Source organism: Nocardia sp. NPDC050412 (assembly GCF_044458825.1).
Lineage (GTDB): Bacteria > Actinomycetota > Actinomycetes > Mycobacteriales > Mycobacteriaceae > Nocardia.
The window spans coordinates 1-14,505 of the sequence record NZ_JBITIJ010000030.1 but is presented as its reverse complement, the minus strand read 5'-3'; the positions used below and the strand labels follow the sequence as shown (position 1 = coordinate 14,505).

12 protein-coding genes and 1 pseudogene are annotated in these 14,505 nt (G+C 59.9%); 6 read left to right on the top strand and 7 right to left on the bottom strand.

Translation table 11 applies throughout. The features are described from left to right. The first annotated feature begins 42 nt into the window (after nucleotides 1-42). From ACIBI6_RS40455 to ACIBI6_RS40445, 3 genes are all read left to right on the top strand, one after another. Nucleotides 43-615, top strand: a complete 573-nt coding sequence (locus tag ACIBI6_RS40455; RefSeq protein WP_329416122.1) for a cytochrome c oxidase subunit 3 — start codon at nucleotides 43-45, stop codon at nucleotides 613-615. A gap of 3 nt (nucleotides 616-618) precedes the next feature. Then, on the top strand, nucleotides 619-909 hold the full coding sequence (locus tag ACIBI6_RS40450) for a cytochrome C oxidase subunit IV family protein (RefSeq protein ID WP_329406855.1): 291 nt from the start codon (nucleotides 619-621) through the stop codon (nucleotides 907-909). 100 nt (nucleotides 910-1,009) lie between these two features. Next, nucleotides 1,010-1,726 (top strand): alpha/beta hydrolase, encoded by a 717-nt coding sequence (locus tag ACIBI6_RS40445; RefSeq protein WP_329406857.1) that lies wholly within the window; start codon nucleotides 1,010-1,012, stop codon nucleotides 1,724-1,726. Between the two features lie 765 nt (nucleotides 1,727-2,491). Here the strand turns inward: ACIBI6_RS40445 and ACIBI6_RS40440 are convergent. The 4 genes and pseudogenes from ACIBI6_RS40440 to ACIBI6_RS40425 all read right to left on the bottom strand — a co-directional run. Further along, nucleotides 2,492-2,710, bottom strand: a pseudogene (locus ACIBI6_RS40440) (N-6 DNA methylase); the annotation flags it as partial. 642 nt (nucleotides 2,711-3,352) lie between these two features. Further along, on the bottom strand, nucleotides 3,353-4,210 hold the full coding sequence (locus tag ACIBI6_RS40435) for a tyrosine-type recombinase/integrase (RefSeq protein ID WP_396960477.1): 858 nt from the start codon (nucleotides 4,208-4,210) through the stop codon (nucleotides 3,353-3,355). Between the two features lie 2 nt (nucleotides 4,211-4,212). Further along, nucleotides 4,213-5,442, bottom strand: coding sequence for a hypothetical protein (locus ACIBI6_RS40430; RefSeq protein ID WP_396960464.1), 1,230 nt, complete (start codon nucleotides 5,440-5,442; stop codon nucleotides 4,213-4,215). Beyond that, entirely contained in the window at nucleotides 5,439-6,491 is a 1,053-nt protein-coding gene (locus ACIBI6_RS40425) for a hypothetical protein (protein WP_396960462.1), read from the bottom strand. Before ACIBI6_RS40425 ends, ACIBI6_RS40430 begins: the two co-directional genes overlap by 4 nt. Before the next feature lie 161 nt (nucleotides 6,492-6,652). Between ACIBI6_RS40425 and ACIBI6_RS40420 the strand changes: the two genes are divergently transcribed. Next, nucleotides 6,653-7,354, top strand: coding sequence for a hypothetical protein (locus ACIBI6_RS40420; RefSeq protein WP_396960460.1), 702 nt, complete (start codon nucleotides 6,653-6,655; stop codon nucleotides 7,352-7,354). Between the two features lie 112 nt (nucleotides 7,355-7,466). Here ACIBI6_RS40420 and ACIBI6_RS40415 read toward each other — a convergent pair whose 3' ends face one another. Next, the gene (locus ACIBI6_RS40415; RefSeq protein ID WP_396960458.1) at nucleotides 7,467-8,585 is read right to left on the bottom strand and encodes a DUF5677 domain-containing protein; all 1,119 of its coding nucleotides are present in this window, start codon (nucleotides 8,583-8,585) and stop codon (nucleotides 7,467-7,469) included. A 283-nt stretch (nucleotides 8,586-8,868) separates the two neighbouring features. Here ACIBI6_RS40415 and ACIBI6_RS40410 point away from each other — a divergent pair, with 283 nt between their 5' ends. Next, nucleotides 8,869-9,702 (top strand): hypothetical protein, encoded by an 834-nt coding sequence (locus ACIBI6_RS40410; RefSeq protein ID WP_396960456.1) that lies wholly within the window; start codon nucleotides 8,869-8,871, stop codon nucleotides 9,700-9,702. A gap of 1,325 nt (nucleotides 9,703-11,027) precedes the next feature. Here ACIBI6_RS40410 and ACIBI6_RS40405 read toward each other — a convergent pair. After that, on the bottom strand, nucleotides 11,028-11,597 hold the full coding sequence (locus ACIBI6_RS40405) for a hypothetical protein (RefSeq protein WP_396960454.1): 570 nt from the start codon (nucleotides 11,595-11,597) through the stop codon (nucleotides 11,028-11,030). Between the two features lie 179 nt (nucleotides 11,598-11,776). Next, complete coding sequence (locus ACIBI6_RS40400) at nucleotides 11,777-12,793, bottom strand: HNH endonuclease (protein ID WP_396960452.1); 1,017 nt, start codon at nucleotides 12,791-12,793, stop codon at nucleotides 11,777-11,779. Between the two features lie 304 nt (nucleotides 12,794-13,097). On the opposite strand from ACIBI6_RS40400, the gene ACIBI6_RS40395 reads away from it, so the two are divergent. Beyond that, nucleotides 13,098-14,264, top strand: a complete 1,167-nt coding sequence (locus ACIBI6_RS40395; protein ID WP_396960450.1) for a hypothetical protein — start codon at nucleotides 13,098-13,100, stop codon at nucleotides 14,262-14,264. Nucleotides 14,265-14,505 lie beyond the last annotated feature (241 nt).

Genomic DNA, 14,505 nt, shown 5'->3' with positions numbered 1-14,505 from the left:
GCAGATGCCAGTTCGCTGCCCGAAGAAATAGATGGGAAGACTATGGTAGAGCAGACGGAGAAGCCTGCCAAGTTCATTCCCGGACAGCCCGACATGTGGGCTTTCGTCCTTTTCGAAACACTGATTTTCACCAGCTATCTGGCCGTCTATCTATTTAACCGCACGCAACATCCCGACGACTTCCTGCGCTCCCAGGCACACCTGAGCCTTGCCACCGGGGTCTTCAACACCATCATTCTGCTGTTGAGTTCCTGGTCCGTGGCGCGATGCGTCCAGGCAGCCCGTGACGGAGCGTACCGGACTGCATTGAGGGACGCTTATCTCACCGTGCTCTTCGGCGTCATCTTCCTCGGCGTGAAGGTGTTCGAGTGGGTCGAGTTGACCCATCTGGGTTTGGGGTTCTCCAACGACGAATTCTTTTCCTACTACTACTTCCTGACCGCGATCCATGCCCTGCACCTCTTGATCGGCTTTGTCGCCATGGGCGTCATCATCTATCAACTTCGTGGTCCTGCCCGCCGATCCCAGGAATTCGTCGAAACGGCCGCCACCTACTGGCACACCGTTGACTTCCTCTGGGTAATCATCTTTTCATTGCTATATATCGTGAGGTGATCCATGCACACCGCTTTCAATAAGAGATTGCTGATCGGCTGGCTGGTCCTCTCATCGATCACGCTTCTCTACCTGCTGGTCGACTCCGGCGATCACGGCGGGACACTCGAGCCGAGCACCGTGATCACATCGGCCGCGATCGTCATGGCACTCATCAAGGTGCGCATCATCTTTCAGGAATTCATGGAAGTGCGGCGCGCCCCCGCATTGCTGTGCCGCCTCACCGATGTGTGGATTTTGCTGATCGCGGCTGGCCTGCTCGGCAGCTATTACGTCGGCCTCGCAGTCCAGTAATGCGGGAGCCCACGGTTGCGGCGGTTCGTCGGCTACGGCATAGCGGCCGCCGCACCGTTGTCCCGAACGCCTGCTCTGCCGACCTCGCAAAGAGGAACCCATGACATATGCCTTCGATCCGGAACTCACCGGTGTTGTCGCGATGATGCCGAACAACGATCTTACCGACTTGTCCGGCGCGCGGAAGCGGATGAAGGCGGCACTCACCGAGATGTTCGGCGAGACCGATACCCGCGGTGTGACGGTCCGAGACGAACTCGTCGCCGGTCCGGACGGTGCGCCCGATATTCCGCTTCGCGTCTATCTCCCGAACCGTCAGGCCGGGGCGGCCGCGATCCTCGACGTGCACGGCGGTGCCTACACCACCGGTGACCTCGATACCAACCATGTAAATAATCTCGGGCTTGCCAGGGATCTCGGTGTCGTCGTGGTCGCGGTGGACTATCGGCTCGCACCGGAGGCGCCATTCCCAGCCGGGTTGGACGACTGCTACGCGGCGCTGTGCTGGATGGCCGCGCACACCGGCGAGTTGGGTGTCGATCCGTCCCGGATCGCGATCCGGGGTGAAAGCGCGGGCGGGTGGGCTCTGCGCCGCGCTTGCGCTGCGGGCCAGGGACCGCGGTGGACCAGCTATCGCCTTCCAGTTCCTTGCTATTCCGCAGCTCGACGACAGGTTGGAGACAGCCAGTATGCGCGCCGGTCGATCAATCGCCCACTGGCGCGAAATCAACCTGTTTCAATATCGTGCAGGCGACCCCGCAGGGGTGGCAGGCCGCGGACTTCAAACCCGATAAGGGTCCGTACCGCTGCGACATGACCCCGTACATGTACAAGGCCGATTACGGCAAGGCGACCACCCTCGCCGATGTCGGGAAGAGCATGAACGACTTCAAGTGATCGGAGCCGTTCCTCGGCATCGGAACCGCCCACCGCGTCAGATCGTGACACGGTGGGCGGTCCTGGTTCGCATCTATTGGTTGTAACCGAAGATTGCGTTCCAGGCCCGTTGGTCGGTGGTGGCGTTGCTGATCGACTCGGCCGGGGTGATGCGATGCACCTTGGGGTCGGTGAAATCGGGCAGTTGCACGCCGCGCACCTTGGGCGCGGCGATGTCGGTGCGGACCGAATACTCACCCATGTCGGCGAAGACTTGCTGCCCGCGTTTGGAGAGGTCCCAGTTGAGGAACAGTTTGGCGGCAGCGCGAAGTCGGGTTCGCATCAGTCCTCGGCCGCGGGCTCGACGCGCTGAGCGACGCCGTCGACCTGAGACATCTGACCGGCGCGGATTTCCCGAGAACCTGCCGGCCGCCATGATGTGCCCTTCGTCTTGGCGGTGAACTGCTTCGACAGTGCCGATCGGTACACCCCGGACGAGATCAGGAGGGCGTTGGACCTCGATCCCGACATCCCGGTAAGCCTGTGCGATGCACGACACCGCGATTCGGTCAAAGACATCCTGTTGACGTTGATGGAGTACATCCTCGCGCGGGCGAACCGGACTCGGCCGGAAGTCCGTCTCTGAAAGGGTATCGAGGGCTGATCGTGTCCTGGAACTGTGGTGGAGCCTGGCGGATACGCGGATCCGCGCGAGCAGGTGCTCCTCGGCGAGGGCGAGCATGCCGCCGGTGCCTGCGGTGGGGTCGTACAGCGTGCGGACGATGCCGGCCTCGGTCAGGTCGGCGTCCTTCTCGGCGAAGAGCAGGTCGACCAGCAGCCGGATCGCGTCCCGTGGGGTGTAGTGGTTGCTGGAGGTCTCGTTCGCGGCCTTGTTGAACTTGCGGAAAATGTACTCGAACGCATCCGTCGAGGCGCAGCAGGACTCTCTGACCGGCGAGTGCGGATCCGATCTTGACACGATATTTGCGGAGTCTCGTTGTGCCGCTGGTATCGACGGCCCTTTCCAGTTCGATGACCGCGCCGGCGGGGGAGTTCGTCGACGTGTCGAGCTGCGGTTGCGGCCGGTGGCGGGCCAGCGGGCCGAGTGCCATGCATGTCGGCAGGGCCAGGGTCCACTGTCTTTTGTAGCTGAAAGTTAGCTGTCGTTGAAGATGTTTGCGTGTCGCATTGGCGACACGCCGACTTTCGATTTGTTTCTGCACAGCGGTGATCGGATTTGGTCTGGCCCGCTGGCTCGCAATGAACGGGTTGTGCCCCGATCTTCACTTGTCGATCGCTTCGCTCGGGGGAGTGTCGGCGATGGGCGACGCGATTCCGTCATTCGATCCGTCCCACCAAAATCTCACACTTTTGATGGGAATTGCCCGGATTCGATAGGGCATGACGGGCAGGTCGCCCGACGCGAATGGGGAGCTTGACCAGGCATGATGAGGTCTGCTGAGGCACGTCGATGAAACTAGAACCTGTGTCAGGTGGTCGCAGGTTCAAATCCTGTCAGCCCGACATAGAAAAATCCCCTCCGACCTGGGTCGGAGGGGATTTGCTGTTATTGGACGATGCGCAGTTGGGGACCATTTGGGGACCGTTGAGGCGCTCGTAGGTGTATCGAGAGCAGATTGCCGTCGTTTTGGAGCGCCTCGGTGTCGGGGTGGAGGTATCGCTGGGTGATCCGGGGGTCGGTGTGTCCGGCGATCTGCTGGAGCCGATGCAGGGGGACACCAGCGTCGGCGAACCACGTCAGCCCGGTATGGCGTAGTCCATGCCGACGTAGATGTTCGTACCCGACCTTTGTCACGACCTTGTCCCAGTGAGTTGCCTTGTGCAGCACTCCTGTTTGGATTCGTCCACCGCGGGGGCCGACGAAAAGTCGTGCGTCGGGATCCTGGTTGGCGGCTTTAATTCGTTGGAGCACCAAGGGGCGAATGTCTTCGATAATCGGGATTCTGCGGGAGCGTTTGCCTTTCGTTCCTTTGTCTTTCAGCCCGCCCGGTCCGGGTGAGGTCTGGCGGCGCAATCGCCAAATCCATTGGTCGGTGTCGATATCGCGGACACGGCATCCGGAGACTTCCCCGATTCGGGTCGCAGTGCAGGCCGCGAAGACGACGACATCACCCCATCCCTGGTAGTTGTCCGATGACGCAGCGACCAGGGCGTCCGCGAGCCGGGTCAGTGCCGCCCAATCAGGCAGCGCAAGCGATCGCGGGTCGTCGAGTTCGTCCTCGTACCGCTCGTATTGGCGTTGCCAGCCGCTGACTTCGACACGGTTCCGGTCGATCACCTCGTCTCGGACGGCCTGGTCCAGTACTCGAGATAGTGCGGCCAAGCTGTTCTTGACCGCCGACTTACTTACTCCTTCGGCGATCCAGTTCATGACCGCGCGGTCGGCCAGACCTGCGGTAACCATTGTCACCGGGCGTTGCCCCAGATGTCGCACAGTTTTTCGACACTGAGCCGCTCGAGGAACTCTGTGGAGGAGCGGGGTGGACCGACGGGTGCGTCGACTACGAGGGACACGATGCGGTGGCGCATTTCGTCGAAGTGCTGGCCCTCGCTGGTGCTGGCCTGCCCGGCGTTGAACATGTCACCGAGCACCGCGCGCTGATCCCGGGCTTGCATGTCCCACACGTCGAGCCGGTCTTGCTCGGGCACGATCGCGATCTTGTGTGGCTCGATTCCCTTGCGGGTCGCCAGATCCCGGATCTCGCGGCCCAGGACCCGGTCGTCCTCACCGCCTTTGCAGGACACGAACACCAGCAGCGGACGCGGGTGCTTGGCCCGCATCGCTGGCACGTCCTTCCAACGCTGCCAGGCGGTCCACTCGTATTCGAGCATCGCGAACCCGAACCGTTTAATGGTCTCGGTTTTGCCGCCACCAGTGGTCTTGATGATCGCCATCTGGCGGCGGGCTTCCTTGTGCGGCACCACCAGCCAGGCTTGATGCCTGGCGGTCAGCTCCGAACACACGCCCAACGGTGTCGAGGACGTCCGATCAGCCAACGGCCCCAACACAATCCCGTCCCCGGTAGTGAACGGCGCACCGAGCTTCGCGGCGCGCGCCGCTGCGGCGGCCCGGCGTGCGGTCAACGCGTGCTGGACTCGTTCGGTGCGCCCAAGGGATTTCAAGCCGACCGTGTTGGTCTTGTTGACGAATTTCGCCCACCAGTAGGTAGCCAGCAACGCCGCAACCGGTGCGCCGAGCGCGAGCATCATCGGCAGCCCGGCCCAATCACCATCGACGGCGCGGGATGCGCCCGCCCACAACAGCACCGCGGGCGTGGTCCACGAACCACCCGCCAACGCCGAGGACGCGGGCAGCAGCAGTGATCCGATCGCGAAGTTCCGCAACCGGTGCGGCGACAACGGCCACCGTGCCGCGACGGCCACGATCATGACCAGCATTGCGACCACCACCAGCCCGCACACCGTCGCGGTCCCCGAGATATGGGTGAGGCCGCTCAGATCCGGAAGGTCGATACCGTCGAGCTGGCGCATCGGTGGCTTCACCGGATGCACCTCGATCGACGGCGGCGGATCCTGCACGATCGACGGTGCCGCGGCCGGTGGTGCGGCGGTTGTCGACCCGAGTGGGCCGCAATCTGTCGGGGTGAGGATCGGCTGGCAATTCTGGTTGGTCATGATGCTTCCCTGGAGATGTGAAGTCCGTTGCGGGCGCGGAGTTTCGCGGCGCGTGCCTGGTTGCGGGCGGCGAGGAAGGAGGTCCACTCGTCGTCGAAATCACCTGCGGCGAACAGCAGCGACAGGTTGGTGAGCTCGGAGGGGAGACGGTCGTAAGCTGCGGTGACACCGTCGAGGACCTGCACCGTCCGGCATAGATAGAGCAGCCCGATGACGGTCTCGGTCTTGGCGTCTCGCGCCGCCCGCACCGCGCCCTGCAGCGCGATATCCATGTGGGCGCGGTCTTTGAGGCTCAGCTCGACTTCCAGCGCCCACCACCCGCGGCGCCCATCGACTTCGCCGTGGAACCGGCCGTCGTGAATGTGTGGTCGGCCCGACAGCGGGCGTCGGCCGGTGCTGAATTCGATTCGTGTGGAACGGTTTTCCGATGCTTCGACGGCGGCGCGCCGCCACAGCTGACGTTCGGAAATCCACCGATCCGCTGCGTTGCCGACCAGCATGATCCGGGCTTGTGCGACGGCCCGATGATGCTCGGCGTACATCAGGGGTGGATGCCAGTCCTTGGGTCGCCACCCCAGATACCGCGCTGCGGTCACGCGGGTCGGGACCACCCACTTCTCACCGGGCTGTACCTGCTCGAGCGGATGAACCTTGTTGTCTTTGACCAGATCAGCGACCAGCCGATAGACGTGGTTGCGTTCCACGCCGAGGTACCAACCCAGCACGTCGAGTTGCATCCCGCGCATATCCGCCAACGCGGTGAGGACCGCCGTCTTACGCGCGGTGGATATCGGCGATCGTTCCGCACGCAGCAGGTCCTGCACCGTCGTCCGCGGCAGGCCGACACGACGACTGATCTCAACCTGGCTGTAGCCGCGGGAACGAAATGCCGAGACCTCACCGAGCACCAGTTCGACCCTGCGGGCCGAAACCCTGAGGGTCTGGCCGATCTCGCGGTACGTCGCACCCGCGCCGCGCAATCCGTCGATGATCTGGTCGAGATGTTCGAATTCCAACTCGCCGTAGCGATCCTTCTTGTTGTGGTTCATCGACTCCGCGGAGTGTGTCGGCGCACGAGATCGACCGGATCTGTTCGGAGATCGAGGCCCGCCGCGCCGCCAGGAGCAATGGAAGGGAGGGCAGTGTCCCGGCTGATCAACGAAGTCGAAATCCGATTCGGCACCCGTGACGTGCGGATACGCTGGTTCGCGTGTCTACTTTGGGTGATCAGCTCCGCCGACAGATCCGCTATCTGACGACTTCTGCACGCCTGTTCGACGAGGGGGACGAGAGCGAGGCTGTCCGGCTTGCCGTCACGCTTCGCGTCTTGCTCCACGACACCCCAAAAAGCCATTCCCTGTTGCAGCTGGCGGGTCTGAAGTCGGGGATGGAATTCTTGGACACTGCGATCGTTGGTGGCACTGATATCTGCGCCGGGCACTTCGTGGTCAAGGTGGAGTACAAGACACCCGAGGGCGCAACAGGGCTCGCTCCGTCCGGACAGGACGGCTTAGTCGAGGTGGTTCCGGCCCCCGATGGTGGCGGACGAATCGTCGCCCCGCTACGACGCCGCGGGCATGAGACGCTCAAGCCCTTCCAAGAGTGGTGGACGACTTGCGTTATCGATACAGCATCTGGTGCCAAGACGTTCTCACGAAAGCAGCTGGTCTGGTTGATGGCGAACAGAGACGGAGGAGCACACGTCGATCCTCGCGGCCCTGGCGATGACTACATCGGGTTCGCCAACCACGGGCATGGAATCCTCTTCAGCGAAGAACCCAACGCTGCACCCCACACCATGCGACCCTTCGTGGGTAATGCAGCGGCCGAGTCCGTGCGTCAAGTGGCCTGGGAGGTCCTAGAGACCTTGGGCAACGATCCGGCGACTCAGGCGTGGCTAAGAATGAACTGACAGCCTGGTCGCGTCAGGTGCGAAGGCGGCGGTTAGGGATGCGCCGTGCGCGGGTCAGGCGCGCATGCGGCGGCATGTAGAGCAAGTCAGAAATAGCCGCTCAAACGACTGCTTACGCATCGGAATTTCCCTTAGGCTTGTAACGGCGCGCTATTTTAGAAAACTCCTCAATAGCCTTTTCTGAGCTGGTAATTAGCGATGCGCATATTAACGCCCGGTCCGGATCGAGGCAATTTGCGCAAACCTGATAAGAAATAGGAATTGAGCTGGTCAGCAGAATGTGAACTGTAGCGTGAGCAGTCCTTGCTATTTGAAATAGATTGATATCGCCTCTCATATTGAAGAGGTGCGATTGCCTCTTATTGAATTCGGCCGCTCGAATTAAACTGTAAGGGTCTGCGTGAAGCGCGTCATTGCCCTCGTTGTAGACGTGAACAATAGAATCCCGCCCCGCCGAAGCGATAATATCTTTAAGTTGTACACTCTTTGGACTCCCGGCTATGGCAGGTGCTGCCCAATCATGAATACCGGTTAGGCATCGTTTGCCCCATTTCAATCGCGCAGCATCGAACAGCTCGGCATCCTCCTTCGCGATGCCCTCGAGCCCTTGCCGCTGATAGGTATCCCATAGCCCTCGCACATAATATCTCGCAGCAAGGACAGTCTGATCTGAGAGTTCACCGGCCGCGATCAAAGTAGCTTTTGCATCCGTTTCATACATCGTTCGCAGGCGTCCTCTTGCCCCTCCGTGATAGCCGTTGGCCAGAAGCAAGAGTATCTCAGAAGCCAATTCTACGAGCCGAGCATGAAGGCCGATAAGCGTAAGTATCCAAATTGTCTCGGCAGAAATTTGCCCTTCAACTCCAAGAAGAGGAATGCGCGGGCTGGAATTAATAGCGTCGATATGATGCGAGAAGGCATCGTGCATCGAACAATTGACGGCTTCTGCCGAAGCAATCGTAAGTTCGAATTCTTGGAAAGCGCTTCCCATCCGCTTGGCAACATGCCTATTGACTTTACCTACTTGACGCTTCCTGTCAGCAAGTCTGCGAGCAGACCATTTTGCCGACGTGGTGTGCCAAGGTCGCGCGGCACCGGCAGGATCTTGAAGCAGATCAAAAAATATTTCGAACCTGTCAGGAAGGGCGTTGCCGTCCGATGTTTGCATTGCTTCGTTGAACTTACGGAGGATAACCGAATCGGTAGCGTCCGATCCCTCGCTTCTTGGCATCCGTCGATCATGGCGTGCGCTGGGGGTGTACACAACCGACTTACTGGTCCGCTCCACGGTTGCGACATCACCCCCCTCAGGTTCCACGCAGCTACCACGCGAGCTTGGGTACAACGTGTGCGGTAGTGGGGTGCTGGGCTGACGAATGGACCACAACAAGGACGGCGGCTGGGTTGATGCGTAGCCATCAAATTCATGGGCAAACACCGAACGGGCCATGGGATCTTCGCGCTACGTCTACGGTAGGTGCAGGATACACGTCAACAGGGTGATAGGGGCACGGGTGGACGGCGACGGGATGACGCTACCAGAGGAGTCGATTTTCCGACTTGTGCCTATATGTGTAGAGCCACGGCAGGCTCTACTTTTCGAAGCGCTCGCATACTCGGCAGATTCGATCGATGTCGCGTACAGCCTATTGATTAGGCTGACTTCTCAGGCCGAGGCCAACGATATCGACCTGAATCGAGTGGTTCGAGTTCAGCTATTCAACAACGCGTGGTCCATGGTAGATGCACTGCATAATATGCGTCAGATACTTTCGGCGCTGAATTTTGGGGGTCCGCTGGCGTCGGAGTTTCTGTCGAGATACAGGTCGGCAACCGATCTCCGGAACGCTATGGACCACTTGAAAGATCAGGCGCGGAACCTGGCTATGAAAAAGAAGGCCGAACCGCCGCTGATCGGCGCGCTGAGCTACAACTATTGCACTGATGAAGCGATCGTCAAGGATGACAATGGAATGATTCTCGAGATCACTAAGGGTACCTCGATTGTCATTTCAATTGGGCGTTTGCGAAAGAAGGCGCAGATGGAATTCTTAAACCCCGCAAGCATGGGGGTCATTCATGGGAATATCGCAGGATTGCAGCTGGAGGCGTTCGGCTACTCAATTAATCTGATGGAGGCTCATCGCGATTTCGCGCAATTGGTAAGCAGGATGAACGAGGTTCTCGCACGAGATATATCAGACAAGGCCAGGGCGCTGGCCGACGAGAACGGAGTTCCCTACGAGGACTTGATGGGCCATTTCGGGGCGGGCTTCAGCGCCTTCGTCAAGTGGACGGCTAGCCCATCCGCCGACGTGGCCTCGGCGAGCGATACTGCATCCCCATGAAAGGTCAGCCGTACGGCATTCTCAGTGTGGGTACGCAGAGAATACGCAGCACCTTCGATCAGAGCCAAGGATCGTCCAACCCCACCAACATCGAATCAGCAGGTCAGGTCACTTCGCCAATTCCGCCAACGTCTGCAAACGTCCAGGTGGTAGTCCGAGCTCTACTTCGACGTGCTCAAGGAGTACTCAAGGGTCGTGCCGAATTCCGCCATACAGGATCAGAGCGGCGGGGGGGGGGGGGGCCGCCCCCCCCCCCCCGCCCACACAACCCCCCCCCCGCCCCGGCGGCCCCCCCCCCCCCCCCGGCGCGGCGTTTGCGCCGCTGCTTATTTTGTCTTCCTCCTTGTTTTCCGCGGGGGGGTCCACCACCCCCCACCCCCCTCGCGCGGGGGGCGCCCCCCCCCCCCCCCCCGCCACGCTAGGAGCAATCAACGGCGAAGGGCTCCGCTGCGCTCCGCCCCAACCGGAGCGTCGGCGCGTCGGTGGCGGCCCGTTCGGACAGGGCACGCCCTCACCCGGCTTGTTCACCTCGGAGGCAATCGAGCAGGCGCACTGCCGCGCAAGGCAGCCCTCGAGCCCTGATCAGCTCGGCGGTCTTTGACTGGCGCCGTTGAAGAACGCCAGACATACGCTGAGCACCAAACCTGCTTGTCCCCAATCCGATAGAAATCCAGCCACGCCTGCCAAGGCAACGCTGATCCCCATCGCGAGCACCGGGTGCACTCGGGGCGTGTGACTCGGCTCGCCGGAATGGGGGGAGCTCTGTACGGGCACATCAGAAGAGGGCATGATAGTCCTGTCTGTGGGTCTCGAATATTCATGGGCATTGCTGCCCCTGCCTGTTGCCTCAGGTCAGGGGCAGCGCCCTGTTGGCGCATCAATCACCAAGTGGGCCAGTGTCATTGGACCACGTCCCGGCCATATCGCCAACGCCCTACCGGCTCATGCAAATCCCCCCAACGTGATGGGGGGAAACGTTTTCGGCGTGAGGAGAAAGGGGGTTTCGGCGTGGGGGGGGAAACGTTTCGGGCGTGAGGAGAAACCGCCGTCCTGGGGAAAGTCCGGCACCCGAGTGGGGGGAAACGTTTCGGGCATGAGGCGAAAGGGGTTTTCAGCGTGGGGGGAAACGTTTCAGGCATGAGGAGAAACGGTCCCGGCGAGGAAGAATTCCGCCCAAATGTGACCAATGACACTCTAAAGAGAGCCTCGGGTGATTCGATGACCCGTCACGTCTAAAGATCTGCGGTCCTATAAGCGGTAATCGCAAGCCGAACTGAGCAACCCGGCCTGACTGAGATCGGGGACGGTTTGATGGCTAAGCATCATCACCCGACCTCTGGTGCCTTGGGCCGACCAAGGATCGCGCCAAACGTGAACTGTCCATCACTCCTAACGCGCCACTCCTTGCTGTACACGTCCTCGTTTCCGATTTCTCGGCAACGTTCGATGTATGTCGTGGCATTGACGAAGAAGAGGCGCTTTCGGCTCTCCCGGTCCGAGGAAACAAGGAAGCCATCGAAGAGGTTTGTGTGCTCGTCGGCAGAGATCTGCCACATCCAACTATGGATGATCTGGTTGCAGAGTTCACGAAGGGTCAGCAGATGCGGAGATGGATTGTCCATATCGTAGAACTCCCAGAACTCCACTCGGGTGTACCAGTCCGGCGCCTTCGGTCCGATCATGTCGAACTGTTCGACCGGGAACTGCTTGTCCCGCAGTGCATCCGAGAGCTTGAATGCTTCGATCAACTTGCGGATTGCGTACGCACTTAGCATGACGTCGCGCTCAACCAGGAACCCGGAGCGCTCGGGCCAGCGCTTCTGCATCGTCTTGGCCTCAAGCCGGTTCGCGATCTTGAGAAGCTCATCCTTCCAGGGGATGGAGTCGCTGATCATTGAACGACGATAGGCGCGAGGTCTCCGGGTACGCAAAAGTACGCAGCAACGATGGCCAGTGCCAACGTCGCTACCACACCGACCATGCAAACGTGCTGGTAGGACTCTTGCTCGTTGACTACCGTCAACCGCAAACGCTGAGAACGCTTTTCATCGTCAACATCGTCACCGACCTTGCGCTACCTGGTATCGGCGCAGTTGGCTTCGACCAGCGCGCGCAGTTCATCAGGAGTCAGCCAGGGTGATTTGCGGTGGATCATCCTGTGGCAGTTCGAGCACAGCACGATCATGTCCTCGGGCACCGTGCTGGTCTCACCGGAAACATGCAGGGGGACAATATGATGGCATTCGGCGAACTTCTCGCCGCGAGGGCCGTAGACCTTCTCGAAGTCGAACTCGCATACCTCGCAGAACACCCTGCCGTTCTCCTTGAAGAAGGCATTGATCTTCCGCGTCCGCAGTCCGCGGTCTCGCTCCCGTGCGTAGTGCCATCGCTTCAGCAGCCGGCCTTCGCGCGCGCCGGGCTCGTCCTGCTCGTCGTCGTCTTCTTCGCTCTGGGGGACTGGCAGCTGTTTGAACTCGCCAGCTAAGGCGGCCTCGCGGAGTAGCGCGGCCACAGAATGCATGTGCTCGGGCGCATCGAGGAAGTCCTGAAGGACTTGCTGATCCATCTCACCGCCGTTGGTTGGGAGCCCGGTGTAGCCCGGGCGTCGGGACGCGATGTCGGCGGTCTTGCGTGCAACGCCATTTGGGTTTCGGAAGGTGTCGCTTCGCAGAGCATGTGGGTGGATCGGGAGCAGTTGCAAGATGCCGGACAACTCGATCACTCTGATGTCGGTGTCTTCAAGCTGACGCCAACCGTTTTCCATCACCAGATCACATGCGAGGATCACTTCATCGCGGGTCCAGTTGGGGGAGCGACGTGGCGGAACGATGAAGCCAAGGCTCCTCAGTTTGCGGGCTACTGTGCTTTCGCCGCCGCTGAACTCGTTGGCCCGCAATGGCTCGCGGCCTTCGAGATAGCCGTGTGCGGCACCTGCGATGGCCTTCGAGACGTAGCGGTTCCCGTCGTAGCGCAGGTAGAACGCCTTCGCCTTGTCGAACTTGTAGCGCTCGAGGAAGGCATCTTGCCCGAGCTTGTCGTACTCGCGGATAGCCGCCAACACTGCTGGCCGCGTGATATCCCCTAATCCCATGCTGGGAGACTAGACCGCAGCACCAACACCAGCATTAAAAGACCAACCGACTGACGACAATCTTCGGCGTTTCCCTACATCAAAGCGCACCCTGCCCACACGCGGCAGGCGTGGGCATGCTTAGTGGTCAGCGTGAATCGGGTGCCCGTCCGTAAGTTGGCTACGCGGTGAAGGTGCCCGGCTGTCGTCAGAAGTGTCGTCGGACCGCCCGCACTGGGGCCAGGCCCGATCCTGTGGCGTATCAGAGTTGCGGTTCGGCCCGATGCCGCTAACAATGTAGCGACACAACGACAGGGGGTTTGAGATGAGAAATTTCGAACTGGAATTTAATTCAGTTAATAACCACACCAGAAGCCTGCTGGAAGAATATGTGTACTGGGGTGCGAAGATTGAAGTAGCAGACACCCAACAATGGATGTACAACGAGTTGATCGACTTCGTTAACTTCAGAATGGAAACTGCGAGCACTTGCTTGTTTCTGTCGGAGTCCAATCGCATTGCGGATTCTTTCGGCCTGTGTCGCTCACTGCTGGAAAACTATCTTTTATTTATCCTGATGTGCCGGGGGCACAAATGGTTCCAAGTAAGAGACTGCTCGAACCTCACCGAAGGTAAATTCAAGCAACTTCTTGCAGAAGAAAGCGTTAGGGTTCCACGGGCGCATGCCGCGGGCGAGAGTCGATATACGTCGGTCATGAAGCATCCCAAGTTAACGCGGCGACTGATGTATATCCTCGATGGCATAAGTGGTGGAGACGACCCTGGCTTCATGGTTCCGGCCCACTACTTTCAGTTCCAAGAATTCCGACCCGATGCGATGCGACTGCCCGCGGATGCATATTTTGAGTATCACGATTTCTCGCAAGAGGTCAGGGCTTCACGGAAGGAATACCAAGCAGAAATGTCGACGGTATATCGAGAATTTCTTTCTTACGACGCTCTCTTAAGATGTTTAGAGTTAAATGGCCTTACCAGCTCGGGGGCTACCGGGCGAATCGAAGCGCACTACGTATTCTTGGGCAGTTTCCTCCATCCGACGCACGAAGCGGCTCGCAAATTACACGAAAAGTCAAATCATTATGACGGGCAACCAGCTATCGGGTTGAAGCATCCGTATCGCGCCGAGGTTCGATTGCTGTCCGCATTGTACATCTGCTTTCTAACGGCAGGCATTCTGGACGAGATTGTGAGAGTTCACGAGAATGCGCCGTCGAAGTACATCAAGAGCAGTGGTTCTGCAGAAATTAGAAAGCTGATACAGGAAGTCCCGAGAAGATACAATTACTTCTGGTTCATCTCTAACGCACCCGCACCTTTCGACAAGTACAGGCACTTCGGATATTCATCCACAGTCGAGGAGCGTGAACGGTGGGGTGATTGGACAGCTGTGCCCGACGACGCCCCGAAATTCAATAAGGAGATCCTTGACCAGCTCGCCGAGTCGTTCAGCTTCCTTCAAGCGGGGCATTAGGTTAACTGCACACCTGAAAAGCGGAGGGTCGCCGGTTCAGTACTGGCCCTGGCTACCGAATCCCATCGACACGACTGCCGTCGGACGTGCAGTGTGGGGACCAGTTGGGGACCACACGCTATGAGACACCTTCTGTCAACCTCAGCCGGCGGTGAGGGCTGCTTGGGCGCGTTGGCGGTTGCTGAGGTGGGTGTTTTCGTCGTAACGCAGGCCGTGGGTCAGGCAGTGCCAGAGGACGTCG